This window comes from Corynebacterium xerosis NBRC 16721 = ATCC 373, from assembly GCF_001552415.1.
Taxonomy (GTDB): Bacteria; Actinomycetota; Actinomycetes; order Mycobacteriales; family Mycobacteriaceae; genus Corynebacterium; species Corynebacterium xerosis.
The window spans coordinates 373,347-392,297 of the sequence record NZ_BCRD01000002.1; the positions used below are offsets into that span (position 1 = coordinate 373,347).

General features: G+C 68.7%; 19 protein-coding genes. 8 read left to right on the forward strand and 11 right to left on the reverse strand.

The genetic code is table 11. The features are described from left to right. Positions 1 to 151 precede the first annotated feature (151 nt). On the reverse strand, positions 152 to 649 hold the full coding sequence (locus CX1_RS04545) for a hypothetical protein (protein WP_046651269.1): 498 nt from the start codon (positions 647 to 649) through the stop codon (positions 152 to 154). Between the two features lie 265 nt (positions 650 to 914). On the opposite strand from CX1_RS04545, the gene CX1_RS12310 reads away from it, so the two are divergent. From CX1_RS12310 to CX1_RS04560, 4 genes are all read left to right on the forward strand, one after another. After that, positions 915 to 1,214, forward strand: a complete 300-nt coding sequence (locus CX1_RS12310; protein WP_146780619.1) for a hypothetical protein — start codon at positions 915 to 917, stop codon at positions 1,212 to 1,214. A gap of 262 nt (positions 1,215 to 1,476) precedes the next feature. Next, complete coding sequence (locus CX1_RS04550) at positions 1,477 to 2,433, forward strand: hypothetical protein (protein ID WP_052753326.1); 957 nt, start codon at positions 1,477 to 1,479, stop codon at positions 2,431 to 2,433. Positions 2,434 to 2,590: 157 nt separating this feature from the next. Next, entirely contained in the window at positions 2,591 to 3,397 is an 807-nt protein-coding gene (locus CX1_RS04555; protein ID WP_046651270.1) for a hypothetical protein, read from the forward strand. Positions 3,398 to 3,492: 95 nt separating this feature from the next. After that, positions 3,493 to 3,825 (forward strand): rhodanese-like domain-containing protein, encoded by a 333-nt coding sequence (locus CX1_RS04560; RefSeq protein WP_046651271.1) that lies wholly within the window; start codon positions 3,493 to 3,495, stop codon positions 3,823 to 3,825. A 16-nt stretch (positions 3,826 to 3,841) separates the two neighbouring features. Here CX1_RS04560 and CX1_RS04565 read toward each other — a convergent pair whose 3' ends face one another. Continuing rightward, positions 3,842 to 5,131 (reverse strand): CapA family protein, encoded by a 1,290-nt coding sequence (locus CX1_RS04565; RefSeq protein WP_052753327.1) that lies wholly within the window; start codon positions 5,129 to 5,131, stop codon positions 3,842 to 3,844. A 200-nt stretch (positions 5,132 to 5,331) separates the two neighbouring features. On the opposite strand from CX1_RS04565, the gene CX1_RS12650 reads away from it, so the two are divergent. Then, a complete protein-coding gene (locus tag CX1_RS12650) occupies positions 5,332 to 6,123 on the forward strand; it encodes a L,D-transpeptidase (protein ID WP_244465546.1) in 792 nt (263 codons plus the stop codon). Positions 6,124 to 6,247: 124 nt separating this feature from the next. On the opposite strand, the gene CX1_RS04575 is transcribed toward CX1_RS12650, so the two are convergent. From CX1_RS04575 to CX1_RS04590, 4 genes are all read right to left on the reverse strand, one after another. Further along, positions 6,248 to 6,637, reverse strand: coding sequence for a DUF1877 family protein (locus CX1_RS04575; protein ID WP_160298036.1), 390 nt, complete (start codon positions 6,635 to 6,637; stop codon positions 6,248 to 6,250). 237 nt (positions 6,638 to 6,874) lie between these two features. Next, positions 6,875 to 8,506 carry an NAD(P)(+) transhydrogenase (Re/Si-specific) subunit beta gene (locus CX1_RS04580; protein WP_082719101.1) on the reverse strand — a complete coding sequence of 544 codons (1,632 nt, stop codon included), beginning with the start codon at positions 8,504 to 8,506 and terminating at the stop codon, positions 6,875 to 6,877. A gap of 3 nt (positions 8,507 to 8,509) precedes the next feature. Next, the gene (locus CX1_RS04585) at positions 8,510 to 10,129 is read right to left on the reverse strand and encodes a Re/Si-specific NAD(P)(+) transhydrogenase subunit alpha (RefSeq protein ID WP_046651275.1); all 1,620 of its coding nucleotides are present in this window, start codon (positions 10,127 to 10,129) and stop codon (positions 8,510 to 8,512) included. Positions 10,130 to 10,646: 517 nt separating this feature from the next. Further along, positions 10,647 to 12,278, reverse strand: coding sequence for a protein adenylyltransferase SelO (locus CX1_RS04590; RefSeq protein ID WP_082719102.1), 1,632 nt, complete (start codon positions 12,276 to 12,278; stop codon positions 10,647 to 10,649). Between the two features lie 180 nt (positions 12,279 to 12,458). On the opposite strand from CX1_RS04590, the gene CX1_RS04595 reads away from it, so the two are divergent. The 3 genes from CX1_RS04595 to CX1_RS04605 all read left to right on the forward strand — a co-directional run bounded on the left by CX1_RS04595 (position 12,459) and on the right by CX1_RS04605 (position 15,134). After that, on the forward strand, positions 12,459 to 13,871 hold the full coding sequence (locus CX1_RS04595; RefSeq protein WP_146780617.1) for a hypothetical protein: 1,413 nt from the start codon (positions 12,459 to 12,461) through the stop codon (positions 13,869 to 13,871). A gap of 164 nt (positions 13,872 to 14,035) precedes the next feature. Next, positions 14,036 to 14,413, forward strand: coding sequence for a PH domain-containing protein (locus tag CX1_RS04600; protein ID WP_046650266.1), 378 nt, complete (start codon positions 14,036 to 14,038; stop codon positions 14,411 to 14,413). A 232-nt stretch (positions 14,414 to 14,645) separates the two neighbouring features. Further along, on the forward strand, positions 14,646 to 15,134 hold the full coding sequence (locus CX1_RS04605; RefSeq protein ID WP_306302938.1) for a DUF302 domain-containing protein: 489 nt from the start codon (positions 14,646 to 14,648) through the stop codon (positions 15,132 to 15,134). Between the two features lie 101 nt (positions 15,135 to 15,235). On the opposite strand, the gene CX1_RS04610 is transcribed toward CX1_RS04605, so the two are convergent. The 5 genes from CX1_RS04610 to CX1_RS04625 form a co-directional block, all read right to left on the reverse strand. Continuing rightward, positions 15,236 to 16,180, reverse strand: coding sequence for an SDR family NAD(P)-dependent oxidoreductase (locus tag CX1_RS04610; RefSeq protein ID WP_244465454.1), 945 nt, complete (start codon positions 16,178 to 16,180; stop codon positions 15,236 to 15,238). A gap of 95 nt (positions 16,181 to 16,275) precedes the next feature. After that, complete coding sequence (locus tag CX1_RS12320) at positions 16,276 to 16,446, reverse strand: hypothetical protein (protein ID WP_156425056.1); 171 nt, start codon at positions 16,444 to 16,446, stop codon at positions 16,276 to 16,278. A gap of 135 nt (positions 16,447 to 16,581) precedes the next feature. Further along, positions 16,582 to 17,751: a Gfo/Idh/MocA family protein gene (locus CX1_RS04615; protein ID WP_082719147.1), complete on the reverse strand. Its 1,170-nt coding sequence runs from the start codon at positions 17,749 to 17,751 to the stop codon at positions 16,582 to 16,584. Positions 17,752 to 17,800: 49 nt separating this feature from the next. Continuing rightward, positions 17,801 to 18,640, reverse strand: coding sequence for a pirin family protein (locus CX1_RS04620; protein ID WP_060925332.1), 840 nt, complete (start codon positions 18,638 to 18,640; stop codon positions 17,801 to 17,803). Positions 18,641 to 18,688: 48 nt separating this feature from the next. Continuing rightward, complete coding sequence (locus CX1_RS04625; protein WP_240941457.1) at positions 18,689 to 18,943, reverse strand: PLDc N-terminal domain-containing protein; 255 nt, start codon at positions 18,941 to 18,943, stop codon at positions 18,689 to 18,691. Positions 18,944 to 18,951: the final 8 nt, after the last annotated feature.

Below are 18,951 nucleotides of genomic sequence, written 5' to 3' on the forward strand. Positions count from 1 at the left end.
TTCTCCCGACCAGCCGCCGCAGCGGATGCCCCTCACCGCAGGAAGACGCCGGGTGGCCGCTCGGTCGGTCGTCGGTCAACGCTTTCCGTCCGTCTCGCTTTTTCTTGCCCCGGCTTTACGACGGACCGCGCAGGCATCGAGCGGCCGAGAGCTAATTCAATTCAGCCCGGCACTGTTCCTCGGATTTGCCGGACTCGAGACAGTTGGACCAGTCGATCTGACCCTGCACCCACGGTGACGGCGTGTTCTGCGCCGGCGGTGCGTACGGCTCCTGGGGCTCGTACACCGGCGGCGGGCCGTCATGGAAGTTGTTCGAGCAGTACTGCGTCCACCCGGACGTGCCGTCGGTGAACCACGTGGTTCCCTGCTCGTACAGGCCCTCGGATGACTTGGCGCAACGGGCGATGGACTTGTTGATCGGCGTCGGGTCCCCGGTCGGTGCGCCCGTATATCCCGTGTGGCCGGCGCTGGTTGTGGGGGTCTTCGATTCATTCTTTTCCGAGGAATCGCCGGATGTCGGGTTGGGCTTTTTGGGGTTGTCAACGGTCGTCGTTTCGGTGACGGTCTCCACCGTCGCCTCGCCGTTGGAACACGCGGGGAGCACCATGAGGACGGCCGCGAGTGCGCTGATCAGGAGCTTCTTTTTCATTGGTGCCTTCCGACGCTCTTCAAAGGGCGACCGGGCGTGGGAATCACCCCGGTTGGTCGCAATTCAATTATGCAACGCATGGCCAACACCCCGAACCGCGGCCATGCCGCAATCGTGGCAACCTGAGGGCATGGAAACTCCACGCCGTGTTCGGCTTTTCGACGGCACCGAGCGGTTCATCGACGACGAGGGTCGGGACGTGGCGAATGTCCTGGACTTCTGGAGTTAGTCCAGTTCGGATCTGGTCAGCAATTCCCTCCGTGGCGTGCTCGCAGAATTCCTGGTTGGGCGGGCATTGGGCGTTGATCCTCGGAACGTGCGCGTTGAATGGGATGCGTGGGATCTGGTGCTGGCCGACGGCACCACTGTCGAGGTCAAATCCTCTTCGTACTGGCAATCGTGGAAACAGGTCCGCCCGTCGGTGATTCGATTCGATGCAGCCGAGCATCGACCGTGGCACTTCGAAACGAACACGTTCGACGAAGGGAAGAGCCGTCCGGCTGACGTATACGTCTTTAGCGTGCTGGGTAGCCCGGGCAATCCCAACGTGGACCCTTGGACCTGAGCCAGTGGCATTTTCACGTCGTTTCCGCGGCCACCCTTGACGAAGTCGTGGGGGATCAAAAGTCGATAGGGCTCGGGCAACTGATCGCTCGGCTCGAACCACGTCGAGCGTCTTTCGCCGGTCTCCCTGATGCCGTTGCGGCAGAAGCAGAAGTCACGAGGGAAAACCGAGGTTCGAAGGACACGATCGTTTCCGAAGTGGAGCACCGTGCCGTACATGCCCCCGACCAGCCGCCACGCTGACATCGTGGCAACCTATTGGCATGAAAACCATGCTGAAGAACCCCCGCGGCTCCGCGACTCCCAAAGTCACGGCCGCAGCCGCGCTGCTCGCCGCGACCGGCCTTCTGCTCGCCTCCTGCGCGGGCGACGCCGATTCGCAGACGGAGGCCGCTCCGTCTCCGGCGGCGGGCGCGTCGGAAAGCGAAACCCGCTCCACGGTGACCGTCACGGAGACCGCCGCGCAGGAACCGGAAGACATTGACGTCGATTTCGCTTCGCTGCAGCAAGTCGACCAGAGCACGTTCCGGGAGCACAGCGTGCAGTCGTTCACCTACGTCGTCGACGGGAGGACGGGGGAGTGCTTCGTCAACGGTGAGTTCGTGACCTGCATCGGCACGCCCGCCGACGACATCCCGGACGTCGACATGCCACCCTTCTTCGGGCCGCCCGGCGCCGTGGCCATCGGATCCGCGGGCGTCGCCTACGTCATCGTCGAAGGCGTCCCGCCGGCGAAGGCCGAGTTGGAAACGGGGCAGTGGGTCAACTTCGGCCTGGTCAAGTGTGCCAAGCCCGACGATTCGCGCCTGGCATGCGTATCCGACGCGGCGGCGATCCAGGTTGAGGGCTCCGACCGCGACATCACCACCGAGGGGCCGGTCCTCGATCCCGAAGAGCTCCAGGCGAGCGCGGCCAACGGGCCCGCCACCGAATATCAGACCGGCACCGACGTCCTGGTCCAGGCACCGATGTTGTGCGGTGCGATGGAGGGCCATCGTCTCGCCGACGTCGTTGAGGGCGAAATCACCTGCAAGGAGGCCATGGAGGTCCTCGACGAGTACGACTCGCGCAAATTCTCCGAGGGCGGCGGCAACACCTTGTTCGTGGACTTCGACGGGTGGATGTGCAGCTCGCCGACGGCCGGTCGCTCTGCGGAACTCGGGGCGTCGACCGTGTGCGAGCACGGCGATCGCGGAATCCGCGTCGAGGCGCCGATGTAGTTGTCGGTGCAGGCGCCGCCCGGGTTCCTCAGGGCCCTTGATTTCTCGGTTGGTTCCTCCCGCCGTTACGAATTCCCGGGGTTCGTCATTGCCTGAGTGAATGATTGTCTAATGTATGTCGAGTGCTTATGTATCTAGCCGGTGATCGCTGACGGCCGTGGACCCCCGTCAGCCGTCCCGCTCCGGTTTCCCGCGAGCCGGTTTCCGCCGCGCCGGCATTCCCCGCCTCGGCCTTCCGCACTTCGCGCTGCCCGAACTGCCCCATCCGGCCGGTCTTTCCGGCCTGGCCCGACATTGGCCGGCGGCGGTGTTCGTCATCGCGCTGCTCGCGTCGATCGACCGCGACCCCGCCCGCCTGACTCTCGTGGCGTTCGCCAGCGCCCTGATCTTCGGCTCGTGGGCGCTGCAGATGGCGCTGAACGTGGTCATCCGCAATCTCTTCCCGTGGTGGGAGGCCGCCGTCGCCGCCACTGGCGTCACGGCGATCGTGTGGCTGCAGCTGTGGTTGGCCCTGCCGGGCATGGGGTTCGTGGACCAGATGGTCGACGACCCGCGCCTGCACGCCGGATCGCTGGCGATGGCCCTGGTCCTGCTTCCGGTGGCCACCGCCTTCATGGTCCGGCTGCTCTGGCACGTGGGCGTGGCGCGCGTGGTCGCGGACCTCGGCCAGGCCGAGTTCGAGGCATGGGCGGAAGAGCACGCCCGCGTCGCCCGCTGGTACGGCGACGACGGGCGCGATCGTGTCATTCGGCCCCACCTCGAGCGAGCCGTCTACTGGCGGCCGTATGCGGCGGGCGCGGTGCTGACCGTGGCGTTCGGCGCCTTGGCCGGCCTGTGGCCCCCGGCTGCGCAGCTGCTGATGGGCGCCATGGTTTTCGCCGCGCCGTGGGTGCTCGCTCCGATGGTCGGTCACGGTTGGGGCCGTAGTCGCAGGGATTCGCGGGACGCGGCACCTGGCGCGTAGTGCTTTGCGACGGCCACCCCTCAACCAATATGCCCTAGGGGGTATGATCACCGGGTAGTCGTCCGCGCAGTCGTCACCCCGGAGGTCCACAACCCATGTCGTTTTTCGCGAAGCTCTTCGGCACCGAGCACAAGCTCGGCGGCGCCGAAGCCGTGCAGATGTGCAAGGACGGCGCCCGCCTCGTCGACGTCCGCACCGACGCCGAGCGTCGCCTGACCGCTCCCCAGAAGTCGTCGCACATCCCGGTTCAGCAGATCCCGGCGCGAGCCAAGGAGCTGAACAAGAAGCATCCGGTCATTGCCGTGTGCGCCCACGGCCCCCGTGCCCGCCGCGCCTGCAGCCAGCTGCGCAAGCAGGGATTCGACGCCTACTGGCTCTCCGGCGGCGTCACCGCCTGGCAGAACGCCGGCGGCCGGGTCAAGCGCTGAACCAGCGCGTCCCCGGCTACTTCTCGCGGATCAGCTGCGGGTCGAGCCCGCGGCTGAAGATCGCCCCGCGCGTGCGCTCCAGGGCCGCGTCGAGCCGGGCCCGTTCGGCATCGCCCTCGGCCCCGTCCCCGGCGCGGCCCATCAGCGTCGAAACCGGCGCCACCCGCACCGGAAATGCCTGGTACGGCGTCACGACGGTGGGCACGTAGCTCACCTCGCCCACGCCCCAACGGCCGTCGTCGCCGCGCCGGAACTCCAGCTCCACGGTGATGCCCTCGTAGGACAGCACGGTCTCCGCCGACTGGTGGGCCACCATGTTGCCCAGCCCGTAGATCACCCATTTGCCGTTGACCTGCTCGATCGGCTGCACGGCGTGGATGTGGTGGCCGTAGACGACGTCGACGTCGGGGGAGGCGGTGAGGATCTGCGCCAGCTCCACCTGCTGCTGCGTCGGCTCGACGACGGCTTCCTCTCCGGCGTGCATGGCCACCATCACGATGTCCGCCCCCGCCGCCCGCGCCGCCGCGGCCTTGCCCAGCAGTTCTTCCGGGTCGAGGCCGCCGACCAGCCACGGGTGCTCGACCGGGATGCCGTTGGTGCCGTACGTGCCGGTGACCACGGCGATCCGCGCGCCGTTGGCGGCGGTGAAGATTCGCGGCTGGTCCATCTCCTCGGGGCTGCGCGCCGCGCCGGAGTGCAGCACGCCGGCGGCGTCGAAGGTGTCGAGCGTCCGGATCAGCCCGGCCGTCCCCGCGTCCACGGAGTGGTTGGAGGCGGTGGTGCACATGTCCCAGCCGGTGTCCTTGATCGCGTCGATGACCTGCGGCGGCGACTCGAATCCCGGGTAGCCCAGGTAGGGACCCTCGGGCGGCGCGAAGACGGTTTCCTGGTGGCAGACGGCGAAGTCCGCGGCCCCGATCATCGGCTTGACGTCGGCGAACATGTCCGTGAAATCCCACGTCCCGTCGCCGTTGTCGCCGGAGGCCCACACTTCTTCGTGCCACAGCAGGTCGCCGGAGACGGTCACGGTCAGGCGGTTCGGGTCGGGCGGATTGCTTGACGACGTCCCGTCCGCCGCACCATCGCCCTCCCCGTCGGTCCCGGCGGAATCGAGTCCCGCGTCATCGGAACCGGCGCCGGTGGCGAGGCTCGCGTCGGCGTCAGCGGTGGCGGCCGCATTGGGATCCGTTCGGCTGCCCTCGCCGACGTAGCCGAGGCCGTAGCCCACCCCGGCCATGGCCGCGGCCCCCACGAGAAAGCCGATCAGCAGCGCGATCAGCGTCGGTCGTCGATGTTGGGCGGCCATGGTCGTCCTCCTCGCGGGGCGGCCGCGTGACATGCGGCCGTCGTCCCCGCCAAGGCTAGGTCACCGCCTGGCCGATCAGTTGATCGACACGATGGCCCGGTTGTCATCGGCAAGCAACCAGCGATGGAACTCGTGGACGGTGCGGGCCTTTCCCGACATGCGGGCCAATGTTCCGTGAGCATGTGGGTACGTTGGAGTGCGTGGACACTTCATCGACGCCCCCTCGGCGCCGTCCCGATGGCGCTCGGCCCTCCACGTCCGGCACCCGCCGTCGGGGACGCCATCGCGCCGCCTCACCGGCACCGCGGCGCGAATGGGCGCTGCTCGGCGCGGGCGTGGGCGTGCTGGCCCTCGGCGTCGTCGCGGCCCTGTCCTTCGGCGGGCCCATCGACGTCGACGAGATCCTCACCGCCGACGAAACCACGACGGCGATCACCGACGTCGCCCCCGCGCCGCTGTCCGCCGAGGCCCGCGGCGAGATGATCCAGCGCCACCTCGTGGGCGTGCCCGTGCCGTTCCCGCGCAACGTCGAAATCCACGACCGCGTCGGCGCGACGGGGCCGACCAACGAGGCCGACGTCATCGAAACGGTCAACGCCGCCCTCCACGAGTGGAACCTCACCCCGGATGGCCGGCTGGTCCACAACCCCTGCCCGCCGCACGCCCGCGCCTGCGTCGACGTCGACAATCGCCTGGCGTGGCTGCAGGAAGACGGCCGCATCACCGCCGGCCCGGTGCCCACGACCACCGGCATGCCCGGCTACGAGACCCCGCGCGGCGAATTCACCGTCCAGCGCAAGGTCCGCGACGAGATCAGCTACGTCTTCGACAACGAGCCGATGCCCTTCTCGGTGTACTTCACCACCACCGGCGTCGCCTTCCACGAGGGCGACCTCACGCAGGATTCGCACGGCTGCATCCACCTGTCGCACCAGGATGCCGTGCACTTCTTCGACGTCCTGGAGCCCAACGACATTGTGGTGACCATCTAGGACCCGCGCGCCGGGACCCGCGGGTCTCCGGCTGGTGGCCAGAGGTCGCCGACTTCTGACCCCGTAGCCGACGAAAAGGCCGCCGCAGGGACCACGTGGGCCGTCGTCAAGCGAGAACCCGCGTCTAACCGATGGCGATGACCACGCCCGCCCCCTGCCGCGCCGCATCGCGGTAGATGCCCAGCAGCGCCTCGTGGGCGCTGCGCACCGCTTCGGCCGGATGATCGCAGACGATCCCGTGGATCCGCGTGCGCCCGCGGCCCAGCAGCCCGCGCAGGCCCTTGGCGGAGGACCCGTCGTCGATGGCGGCATCCACGTCGACGCTTTCCAGTGCCTGCTTGACGACGGCCACCCTCTCGGGCGAGACCACCCCGTAGTGGCCGTCGGCGAAGAATTCGTGCTGGCCCAGGATCGATTCGCGCAGAGGGGCGTCGGGCTCGTCGCCGCCCATGTCGTCGCCGGTGAGGAGCAGCAGCACGCCGCGCCACCGCTGGCCGAGGTGGGTGCGGGGCAATTCCTCGACGATCAACTCGCAGGTCTCGTCGGGTCCGGCGTCGAGGAGGTCGGGCCGTCGTCAAGCGAAACGCGGTGGAGGTCGGCGGAACCGGACGTAAAAGCCGAGGCGGACGCAGAAAGACGCCGGGTGGACGAAAAGTTGTGGTGTACCACGTCTTTCCGTCCACCCGACGTCTTTTTGGGTGAAGCGGGCCGGTCTCGTTTGGGTGGGCCGGGCCCTGCTTCCCGGCCGGTGCTACTTCTGGTGCACGGACGCGGGCACCTGGCGGGCACCGGACGCGTCGCGCGAGGAGGACCCGCCGGCGTTCGGCGCGGCGCCACCGGCCGCACCCGAACCGGACTTCAGCTCGGAGATGATCGACTCGACCGACGACTTCGCGTCGCCGAGCAGCATGTCCGTGTTGTCGTTGAAGAACAGCGGATTCTGCACGCCCGCGTAACCGGAGCCCATGGAGCGCTTGAACACCACCACGTTCTCGGCCTCCCAGACCTTCAGCACCGGCATGCCGGCGATGGGGGAGCCGGGCTGCTCGGCGATCGGGTTGACCGTGTCGTTGGCGCCGATGACCAGCACGACGTCGATGTCGGCGAAGTCGTCGTTGACCTCGTCCATCTCCAGCACCAGGTCGTAGGGGACCTTGGCCTCGGCGAGCAGGACGTTCATGTGGCCCGGCAGGCGGCCGGCGACCGGGTGGATGCCGAAGGTGACGTCCTTGCCGGCCTCGCGCAGCGTGCGGGTCAGCTCGGCGACGGGGTACTGCGCCTGGGACACGGCCATGCCGTAGCCCGGGGTGATCATGACGGTCTTGGCCATCTTCAGCAGGTCCGCGGTCTCGGACGCGGAGACCTCGGTGTGCGTGCCGGCCTCACCGCCGTCTGCGACCACGCCGCCGTCGGTGCCGAAGCCGCCGAGCAGGACGTTGAGGAAGGAGCGGTTCATCGCCTGGCACATGATGTAGCTCAGGTACGCGCCGGAGGAACCGACGAGCGCGCCGGTGATGATCAGCAGCGGGTTGGCCAGCATCAGGCCGGTGAACGCCGCGGCCCAGCCGGAGTAGGAATTCATGATCGACACCACGACCGGCATGTCGCCGCCGCCGATGGCGATGACCAGGTGCCAGCCGAGGAACAGGGCCAGGGCGGTCATGGCGCCCAGGGCGATCCACGCCACCGAGCCGTCGCCGACGATGATGAACACGACCATCAGCGCCACGGAAATGACCAGGATCGCGAGGTTGAGCAGGTTGCGCGCCGGCAGCAGCACCGGGGCGCCCTTGATCTTCTCCGCCAGCTTCAGGCCGGCGATGATCGAGCCGGAGAAGGTCACCGCGCCGATGAACGTGCCCAGGAACACCTCGCCGAGGTGGAAGGCCTGCGCGTTGCCGGTCAGGCCGCCGTCCTCCATGAAGGAGTTGAAGCCGATGAACACGGCGGCCAGGCCGACGAAGCCGTTGAAGTAGGCGATCAGCTGCGGCAGGCCGGTCATCTCGACCGAGCGGGCGCGCCACACGCCGAACATGCCGCCCAGCGCCATGGCCAGGCCGATGAGGATGATGGTGACCAGCGGGCCCATGTGCTCGCCGGTGGTGTCGCGGGCCGCGGTGGCGGTGGCCTGGAAAATCGCGATGAGCACCGCGATGCCCATGCCGGTCATGCCCAGCGTGTTGCCGCGGCGGGCGGTTTCCGGCTTGGACAGGGCGGCCAGGGACATGATGAACAGCAGTGCCGCGGCGATGTAGCCGAGCGTGGACAGGCGGTTGGTCCAGTCCAGCAGGACGTCGGTGCCTGCGCCGGTCGCGGCCGCGTCGTCGGCCGCTGCTGCGGCGGCGAATGCGACGTCGTGCGTGAAGTCGTTGAATGCGCTCATGTCTTACGCCTCCTCCTTGCGGAACATGCCGAGCATGCGGTCGGTGATGGTGAAGCCGCCGAAGATGTTGATCGACGACAGGACGATGGCTAGGAATGCCAGGGAGCTGACGATCACGTTGGTGGAGCTGACCACCAGGATCGCGCCGACGAGCACGATGCCCGAGATGGCGTTGGTTTCCGACATCAGCGGGGTGTGCAGTCGCGGGGTGACGGCGGAGATGACGTAGAAGCCCAGGACGATGGCCAGGGTGAGCACCATGTAGTTGACGCTGACGGAGGCGGGGCTGGCCAGGATGACCGCCGCGCCCAGCGCGATGGCCAGGCCGAGCCCGATCTTCGCCTTGGATCCACCCATGAACGCGACCTTTTCGGGCTCTTCGGCGGTCGCGGCGGCGGCGAGCTTCTCCTGCGCGGCGGCGGCGGGCGTCGCCGAGACCTGCACGGGCGGCGGGGGCCACAGGATGCGGGTATCGGTCGCCGCGCCGGTGGTTTCGGCCTCGACGTTGCCGGTGTCGCCGCCCTTGCTTGACGACGCCCCGTTCAGCGTGACCGTGATTCCTCGGACGATCTCGTCGTCGAGATCCAGGATGGGCGTGCCGTCCTTGTCCGGGGTGATCAGCTTGAACAGGTTGACGATGTTCTGGCCGTAGAGCTGCGACGCCTGGCCGGGCAGGCGGCCCGCGAGGTCGGTGTGGCCGATGATGGTCACGCCGTTGTCGGTGACGATGACCTCGCCGGGCACGGTCAGCTCGCAGTTGCCGCCGTTGGCCGCGGCCATGTCGACGATGACGCTGCCCGGGCGCATGGCGCGGACGTCGTCGGCGGTGAGCAGGCGCGGGGACTGGCGGCCGGGGATGTTCGCGGTGGTGATGACGATGTCGGCGGCGGCCGACTGCTCGGCGTAGAGCTTCGCGGCGGCGGTGGCCTGGTCGTCAGTCATTTCCTTGGCGTAGCCGTCGGTGGACTTCTCCGCGGCGACGGGGATGGGGATGAACTCGGCGCCCATGGACTCGACCTGCTCGCCTGCTTCGGGGCGCAGGTCGGTGGCCTTGACGATGGCGCCCATGGCGTTGGCGGTGCCGATGGCGGCGAGGCCGCCGACGCCGGCGCCGATGACGTACACGGTGGCCGGCGGGACCTTGCCCGCGGCGGTGACCTGCCCGGTGAACAGGCGGCCGAAGGAGTTGGCGGCCTCGACCACGGCGCGGTATCCGGCGATGTTGGCCATCGAGGACAGCACGTCCATCGACTGCGCGCGCGACAGGCGCGGCACGGCGTCCATCGCGAGTGCGGTGAAGTGCGAGGACGCGAGGTCGTCGACAAGCTCGGGGTCGCGGCCCGGGGCCAGTCGGGAGACGAGCATCGCGCCGGGCTTCATCAGGTTGCGGTACTCGCGTGGCGGGGTGTCGAGGGTGGTGATGATGTCCGCGCGCCACACATCCTCGCCGACGAGTCGTGCGCCGGCGGCTACGTAAAGATCGTCGGGGTAGGCGGCATGGTCGCCGGCCCCGGCCTGGACGTCGACGTCGTAGCCGAGCTTGATCAGCTTGGCGACCGTGTCCGGCGTGGCCGCGACGAGCGGCTGCCGGGCATCCGGTTCAATGGGGATTCCGATTCGCACTGTGGACTCCTGAATGTGCTTGCGGGACGTAAAAGCGGGCGGTCGGCGGAACCTGATGTGGGAACCGGGGGTACCCGGTGCTCCGCCGTGAGCGGTGTGCTTATTAAAAGATGATCACCGGATGTTTCGTGCGGGTTTCGCGGAAAACGGTTCTGGAATCATCTGAGTTCTTGGCGACGGTGCCCGCGCGGGAGTCAAAAGGGCGTGCGGGTAACGGTGATGGGGTGCGGATTCATGGCCCCGTTAGTCGCGATTAAGTGCCTGTGCCGGAAAACGGGTGTGGGCGGCGGGGGTGGAGCCCCGGCTTTCCCCTTCGACGCGTTAACCCACCCCGAATGACTTAACCCACCCGGTACAGCGGGTGGGTTAAGTCATTCGGGGTGGGTTAACGAGGGCTCGTCCGCTTGGGTGCCGCCGATGCGCCGTCCGTGCGCCGCCGATGTGTCGCCGATGCGCCGCCGATGTGTCGCCGCGATGCGCTGCCGACGGGCCGCCGATGCGCGCGCCGATGTGTCGCCTACGTCCCGCAGTAGGTCGTGTAATCGCCGAACTCAGCCGGGGCCGGGCGCTCGAATCGTTCGTCGGCGGGGTTGCCGCTCGGCGTGAACGGTTCGGTGATCCTCGCCAGCAGCGCGTGGAACGGGTCCATGTTGCGGGGCTCGTTGGCGTCGCCGGCGCCCGCGGCGGCCAGGGCCTCCTCCACGAGGTGGTTGCGCGGGATGTAGATCGGGTTCGCGCGGCGCATCCGATCGGCGTCGGGGCCCAGCTCCCACCAGGTCTCAAGCCACTCCTTCGCGCGGTCGCCGTCGGTGAAGTGCGCGAGGAACGCGGCCTCCGCGACTTCCGGCTCGACGCTGTCGGGGCCGTCGCCCATGCCGTCGGCTCGCCCTCCAGCGGCGACGAGCGTCAGCGCCCGGTGGACGAGGGTGTGGTCGGGGTTGTCGTCGCCGAGCATCGCCAACCATTCCTCGACCACGGCGTGCACGGCAGCGACATCGGCCACCGCCGCCCCACCACCTAGCCCCAACTTGGCCTTCCACGTCTCGAGGATCCGGCCATCGACGAGCTCCCTGAACCCGGCGAGGTGCTCGCGGGCGAGGGCCAGGGCGCGTTCGGCGTCGGCGTCGTAAAGCGGCGCGAGGGTCTCGGTGAACCGGGCCAAATCCCACTCGGCCACGCGGGGCTGGTGCCCGTAGGCGTAGATGCCCTGGCGATCGATGGAGCTGAACACCGCGCCCGGGTCGTGCGCGTCGAGGAAGGCGCACGGGCCGTAGTCGATGGTCTCGCCGGAGATGGTGATGTTGTCGGTGTTCATCACGCCATGGACGAAGCCGACGCCCAGCCACGCCGCGACGAGGCTCGCCTGCGCATCGGCGACGGCATCGAACAGGGCCAGCGGGCGCTTGGCTTGGGGCAGGGCGAGCACGTCCGGGTAGTGCCGGGCGGCGGCATGGTCGACGAGACGCTTGACGACGTCGTCTCCGCCATGCGTCCGAGCGAACTGAAACGAACCGACGCGCAGATGACTCGCCGCCACCCTCACCAGGATCGCGCCGGGCAGCGCCCGCTCGCGCTGGACGCGGCCGCCAGTGGCGATGACCGCCAGCGCGCGCGTAGTCGGGATGCCCAGGGCGTGCATGGCCTCGGCGACCAGGTACTCGCGCAGCATCGGGCCGAGCGCGGCGAGGCCGTCGCCGCGGCGGGCGAAGGGGGTCGGGCCGGAACCCTTGAGATGGATGTCGCGGAGATCGCCGTCGCGGACGGCGATCTCGCCGAGGAGCAGCGCGCGGCCGTCACCGAGGATGGGCACGAACTGCCCGAACTGGTGGCCCGAATACGCCTGCGCTACCGGGCGGTAGGGGGCGGAAGCTGAAGAATGGGTGGCGCCGCGGGCGGGGTTCGTCGCGTCATCGGAGTTGGCGTCGGCTCCGGCGCGCCCCGTCAGGAATTCGACGCCGGCGGGGGAGCGGAGCCACTCGGGATCGAGGCCGAGCTCGCGGGCGAGGTCGTCGTTGAGCATCACGATCTCGGGGGTCGGCGATTCCTGCGCGGACCATTCGATGGCCATCTCCGGCATGGCATCGGCGAAATCGGTGGTCAGGCGGACGGGCTGGTCGGGGGTGGTGGTCGGCTCGTTCGTCTGTGACATGGGACGAGTCTACGGACGGTGGGGACGTGGTGGGGTGGGCGAAGTCGTCGGCACCGTCTCGAACGACCGTTTGGGAGGGCGGTCGGGTCAATCCGCCGCGCCGCATAGTCTGCGGGCGCACCCGCGGAAGCGGCCGCGGTGCCGGCCACGGAGCCGGAGATCGAAAGCGAGGGGCCGGTCATGGACCTTCATTTGATGCAGCTGGTCAAGCGATTGTTCGCGTGGGCCGATGCCAACGACGACACCCGGAACATGGAGCTGCACATGCAGGTCGCGTTCGGGCTTCTCGCGGAGCAGGGCGCGGCGACGACGCCTAAGCATGCGCTGACCGCCGCCGAATTGGACGTGCGCGATCGGCCGGTCATCCGTCAGATCCAGTTGACGCAGTCGTATCGCTGGGAGCGGGCGAAGCTCGCGTCGCGCATCGCAGAGGGCCTGCACTGCCGGTTCCTCTGGATCGGGTCCTTGACGCAGGAGGCACCGACGGTCGGCTGCTTCATCGGGTGCCGTCCGCACGCCGACCGGGCGCGCCTGCTGTTCGAGGTGATGGATCCGGACCTTCGGCTGCTCACCCGCTTCATCGGCCCGCCGCAGGGTGCGGGGTGGGGCGCGAGCGGGCCTCCGCCCGCGTCCGCACGCCAGTATTTCGCGTCGCGGTCGGCGGCGATGCTCGACGTGATCAACTGGACCTACGAGCGCCTGTACGAGACCGAAGTGCTGGCCGCTTCCCGCAAGGGCTTGGCCGATGACTTCGCGGAGGATCGCAGGCTAGCCGACGAGTTCGTCGACGAGATGTGGGGCGACACGATGTCGGTCTACGACCTCGGCGCCGGCCAGCCCGACTACCCGATGGCCGATGGCCTGCCCGCCGAACGGTTCCAGGAGTTCCTCGATGAGCTCGCCGAGCTGGAGGCAGCCGAGGAGGAGGACGCCGACGAAGAGGTGTCCGAATTCGAGGATCCCGACTACGACCCTGATGTCGACCCGGACGCGGATCCCGACGACGACTTCGACTACTCCTTCGACTTCCTCGATGAGGACGAGGAGGGCGATGAGGACGAGGATGAAGAGGGGGATGCAGAGGAAGGCGGAGCCGACGACGACGCCGAAGACGGCGACACCGACGAATCGGAAGACGAGTACTTCGCTCCGTCGAGTACCGGGTGCTTGCCGCTGTTCGATCTTCCCGGCGCCGGGTACCCGTCCGAGTCTCCGGCGGGGTCGACGATCGCCGACGCGACCTGGGTGTACTTCATCGAGGGGCAGATCGGCGAGGACGTCGACCCGTGCTTGATCCGCTTCGGCATCGGCGGGTGGCAGCTGTACTTTCCGGCGATGGGCCAGTGGTTCCGCGACGACGCCGCGGAGAAAATGGCCACCGAATCCGGACTCTTCGTGCAGACCACGCGCGAGGACGCCGAAGACTGGGTCTTCATCCTCGAAGACCCCGTCGAAGACGGGGAAACCGGTGAAACGTTGACCGTCGAGTCAGAGATTGACAAGTGCCTCGCCCTCGGCTTCGACGAGGACACCGCCCGCCAGGTCGTCCGGATGCGCTGGGCGAATCTGCCGGACGCGCTGCTGTCGGAATGACGGTTGGCGTCGTCAAGCAACCCGCCGTGCGCGGCAGCCCCGACCCGCTTCGTGGTCGCCCGTTTCCGCCCCGGCGCGAATGCGGGCACCGTAGATGCCGTCGGCACGGGCATCGCTCGATCCCGGACGTGCCACCGACTTCCCATCACCTCCCGAGGAGAACCATGACCACCGAAATCGCGCCCATCACCAGCTGGACCCTGATGCAGGAAATCCCCGTGCCCCAGGACATCGGGCCGATCCTCGTGCAGGGCGAGCGGCCGATCACCGCGTTCAAGACCTTCCGCGACTCCGCGATCTTCACCGACCGCCGCATGATCGTCCGCGACGCCCAGGGCCTGCGCGGCAAGAAGGTGGAGCTGTACTCGCTGCCGTACTCGTCGATCAACATGTGGTCGTCGGAGAATGCCGGCACGCTCGATTTCAACGCCGAGCTGGAGCTGTGGACCCGCGCCGGGCACATCAAGGTCAAGCTGGGCCGCGACATCGACATCCGCCGCCTCGACCAGCTCATCGCGCACGCCGTCTTCGGTCAGCTGTAGGTCCGCGAAAGGGCGGGCACGGGGCGGGCGCTGCGAGGGGCTCGCCGGATCGGGGCCGGCACGGCGAGCGGCATCGTTTCCCGCTTGGCGACGGCCCGCATCGCCCGTGTCTGATCCCGTCCCGCGGTGAACCCTCGACACCGTATGCCCCAGGGGGTATGGTGAGGGGCATCGAATCGGCGCGCCGCCGCACGTGGCGGCGCAGCCGGGACCAACCACGCAAGGAGCGATCATGGCCGAGAACACCGCAGGACCGAACTTCACCGGCACCACCCCGGCGGGCGACGCCGCCGCCGATCCCCACGCCGCGGCCAACGCCGCCGAGCGCATGGGCATCGGCACCATCGTCCACGGTGACTTCGACGAGGTCGCCGACCGCACTCGCCAGGCCATCGCCGACGGCGGCTTCGGCGTCCTCACCGAAATCGACGTCACCGCCACGCTGAAGAAGAAGATCGACCGCGACATCGAGCGCATCCTCATCCTCGGCGCGTGCAACCCGACCTTCGCGTCCCGGGCACTGGATGCGTCCCGCGACATTTCGCTGGTCATGCCCTGCAACGTCGTGGTCCGCGAAGACCTCGCCCACGGCGGCGACGCCATCCGCGTCACCGCCCTCAACCCGGCGGCGATGGGCGAGATGGCCGGCGTCGACGGCATCGACGACATCATGGCGGAGGCCACGACGATGATGACCGCCATCATCGACTCGCTGAAGTAGCCGCTCTTCGGCGACGCAGCTTCGGTGGCCCTGCTTCCGCTCTGATGCAGCCCTGCTTGCGCCGTGATGCAGCCCTGCTTGCGCCGTGATGCAGCCCTGATTCAGCCCTGCTTCGCCTTCCGGGTGGCCAGGCGGTTGGCGCCCTTGCCTGCCTTTCGCATCGTTGACAGGTACAGCGGCCGCGCGAAGCGCTTGGAATACCAGCCGATCACCGCCACCGAATCGGGCGTGACCACCTGCCGGCGGGCGTCGATGCCCTTCATCGCCCGGTCGGCGACGGTCGCGGCGGTCAGCGGCGTCTTGGTCAGCAGCGTCCGGGCGAGCTCATCGGCTTCGGCGTCGTCGCCGGTCAAGGAATCGGCCAGGTTCGACCGGAAGAACTGGGGGCAGATCACGGTGGTGGTGATGCCGCTCTCGCGCAGTTCGAAATCGACGGTCTCGGCCAGCGCGACGACGGCGGCCTTCGTCGCGTTGTACGTCGACATCTTGATGGGGTGGACCAGGCCCGCCACCGACGACGTCATCACGATCTGCGCGCCCGATTCCAGCAGCGGCACGAACGCGCGGCAGCCGCGCACCGCGCCGAGCAGGTTGATGTCCAGCGCCCGGTGCCACGTGTCCATGGTGACGTTCTCGATCGCACCGCCCACCGCGATGCCGGCGTTGAGCACCAGCACGTCCACCGCGCCGACCTCCGCGGCCGCGCGCTCCCAGTCCTCATCGGAGGTCACGTCCAGCTTGCGGTAGGTGCATGTATCACCGAGCTTTGCGACGGCCTCGTTCGCCGTGTCATGAAGGTCCGTGGCGATGACGTCGTCGCCGCGCGCGGCGAAACGCTTCGCCAGCTCCAGGCCGAAACCCGATGCGGCACCGGTGATCAGGACCTTCCGCGGGCCGGTCGACTTCGGGGAGCGGCCGAGCAGCCCGGCACCCGAGGCGGCGGCGAGGCCCGCCGTGCCGACGAGGCCGGCGACGGCGGCGGCACGCAGGCCGGGGCGGGAGGACATCGAACCGGAAGTGCGGGGGCGCGGCAAGAAAGAGTTCATTCGGCAAACGCTAGTGGACCCGGGCACACCGCGACGGCGTTTCGTCGCGACGTGGAGGCGGGACATGCCCGCGCGCGCCGTCGTAAAGCATGGCCCTACCTGGCCTTGGACTTCTTGCGGTCGTGGGCGATCATCCAGCCCGTCACGATGTCCGATGTGCGCATCGCGGCGAGGTACGCGGGGCGGGCGAACCGTTTGGAGTACCAGGCGAAGCCGGCGACAGCGTCGGGTGCGATCACCTGGCGGCGGGCGTCGATGCCGCGCATCGTGCGATGGATGACGTCATCACGATCTGCGCGCCCCGCTCCAGCAGCGGCACGAACGCGCGGCAGCCCGATGACTGCATCAGCGGGATCGACGGCACCGGCGCGGCCGGGACCACGGTGGAAAGGGCGTCGGCGTCAGCGATCCTGCGGGGTCTGGTCGACCAGCTCGTCGTCGTCGGGAATCTCACGCTCGGGGCGCGGGGCGATGGCGCGGACCTGGTTCTGGGACAACCCGGGCCCGAACTGGCGCGGCGGCAGGATGACCTCGCGGCCCAATCGCAGCGATTCCTCGATGGCTGCGAAGATGCGGACATCGGCCAGCCCCTCGGCACCGTCGGGCTCGGGGCGGATGCCGGCGCGGACGCAATCGATGAAATAGCGGGTCTCGCCGGCGAACTGGTCGACGGACGTCGCCTCGTGGCGGCGCGTGCCGTTCGGCGTGGTCAACGAGTAGTTGCGCGGCGGCTCGGGGGCGAAGCCGTAGCAGGAGTCCGAGGTGATGGTGCCCTTCGATCCGACCAGCTGGAACGTGTCCAGGTCACCCGCGTTGTAGCTCAGCGTGTACTGCGCGACGCGATCACCGGGGAAGCGCAGCGTGACGCCGACGGTGTCATGGAAATTGAAGCCGCGCCCGCGCGAACGGACGCCCGTCGCGTGGACGTGCGTCGGCTCGGCGCGGAACAGGTGGCGCACCATGTTGAGCGGGTAGGCGCCGAAGTCCGGCACCGGGCCGCCCCAGAAACCGGAGTGGCCGCGGTGGTTGGCCTCCTCGATGTCGTGGGTGAACGTCGAGGTGAACGTGCGGGTCTCGCCGATGGCCCCGCGCGCGACCAGGTCCGCCAACTCCACCATGTAGGCGTCCTGGTGCATGCGGTAGGCGACCATCAGCGTCGCGCCGGAGCGTCGGGAAGCCGCGATCATCGCCTCGCAATCGGCGACGGAGTCGGCCATCGGCTTCTCCAGCAGCACGTGGATGCCCGCTTCCAGGGCGGGTTCGGCGAATTCACGGTGGCGGAACACCGGCGTGGCCACGTAGACCGCGTCGATGTCCCCGCTGGCCAGCAAGTCGGGGAAGTCGTCGTAGCCGTACACCGCGACGTCGTCGGACACGGCGCCGGCCTTTTCCTCCGAACCGGTCACCACTGCGGTGATCTCGGCATCGGGGAGGCTGCGGATCGCGGGAACGAACGCCTGCTGGGAAATCTGGCCGAGGCCGACGACGGCGAAACGGAAAGTACCGCGGTCCGCCGCGCCGGTGCCGGACGGGTCATTGAAGGGTGCTGAGGTCAGGTTAATGTCGGTCATCATCGCCGACGGTACCGCTGGTTTCCGCCACCCGCCAGGGTGTCGAGCTTCAGCGGATGGCTCGGTCCATCGCCCAGATGAGCACCTCGGCGTCGTCGATGGCGATGGCGCTCAACTGGGAATCGGCCGTCGCGCCGACCGCCGGAAAATCGGCAGAATCCGATGCGGTCGAGGTGATGCGTGCGACGTCGCCGTCGTAAAGCGACGTGCCGTTGAACTCGACGGTTCCCTTGGCGACGAAGAAGTGCGTGAAACGCGCTGCGGGAAGGGTGAAGTCGGCGCCCGCGGGAATCCGGCCGGCCCACAGCGTCGCGCCGGAGGTGCCGATGGTCAGCGGCGCGGCGCCCGGAGTGCCGGATGCCACGGGGATCAAGCGCTCGGCGGGGGAGTCGGCCGACGCGGCGGTGGCGAGGGACTCGTTGAGGTCGACCTCGTCGTGGGAGGGCGTCGCACCACGCTCATCCGGCGGCAACCACGCCTGGATGACGTGGAGCTTCTTGCCGTCGAGGTATCCGGAGGCATTGAGCTCCGAGTGTCGGATGCCGCGGCCGGCACTGACGCGCTGCGCCATGCCCGGTGGCAGGATCGACTCGGTGCCGGCGGCGGAGCCCTCCATGCCGCCGTCGTCGCGGTGGCGCAGGCGGCCGCCCATGACCCAGGTGACCAGCTCGACGTCGCGGTGCTGGTGCATGTCGAAGCCCTCGCCGGGGGCGACGACGTCGTCGTTGTGCACCATGAGCAGCCCGAACGCGTTGCCCTCCAGGTCGAAACTGCCGGTGGCGGGGAAGGACTGCCGCGACAGCAACGCCGAATCGCGCCACGTCGAACGCTCGTCGGCGCGGATGATGCGGATGTCGGGGGCGGGCGCGACCTCGCTAGATGGTGACATGTCAACTATCCTAGCGGTTCGCCCACGGAAGTCCAGGGCCGCTCGACTCTACTTCTTTCGGCCGAGCATGAAGTACGCGCCGGGCCCGAAGCCGTTGACCAAGCTCAGCACGGCCCACAGCCACTTCGGGCCGCGCACCTTGTCCGCCGGCCGCTTGGCCAGATCGGCCCACACGCCGGCCTTCGCGGCCAGCTCCGCGACGACCGCCGCGATGACCGTGGCCTTGCCTGCGGGGCTGAACGACTTCCACTCCGCGAGCTTGGCGGACAGGGAATCCTTGACGTCGATCTTCTTCGCGCTCATGCCCCCGA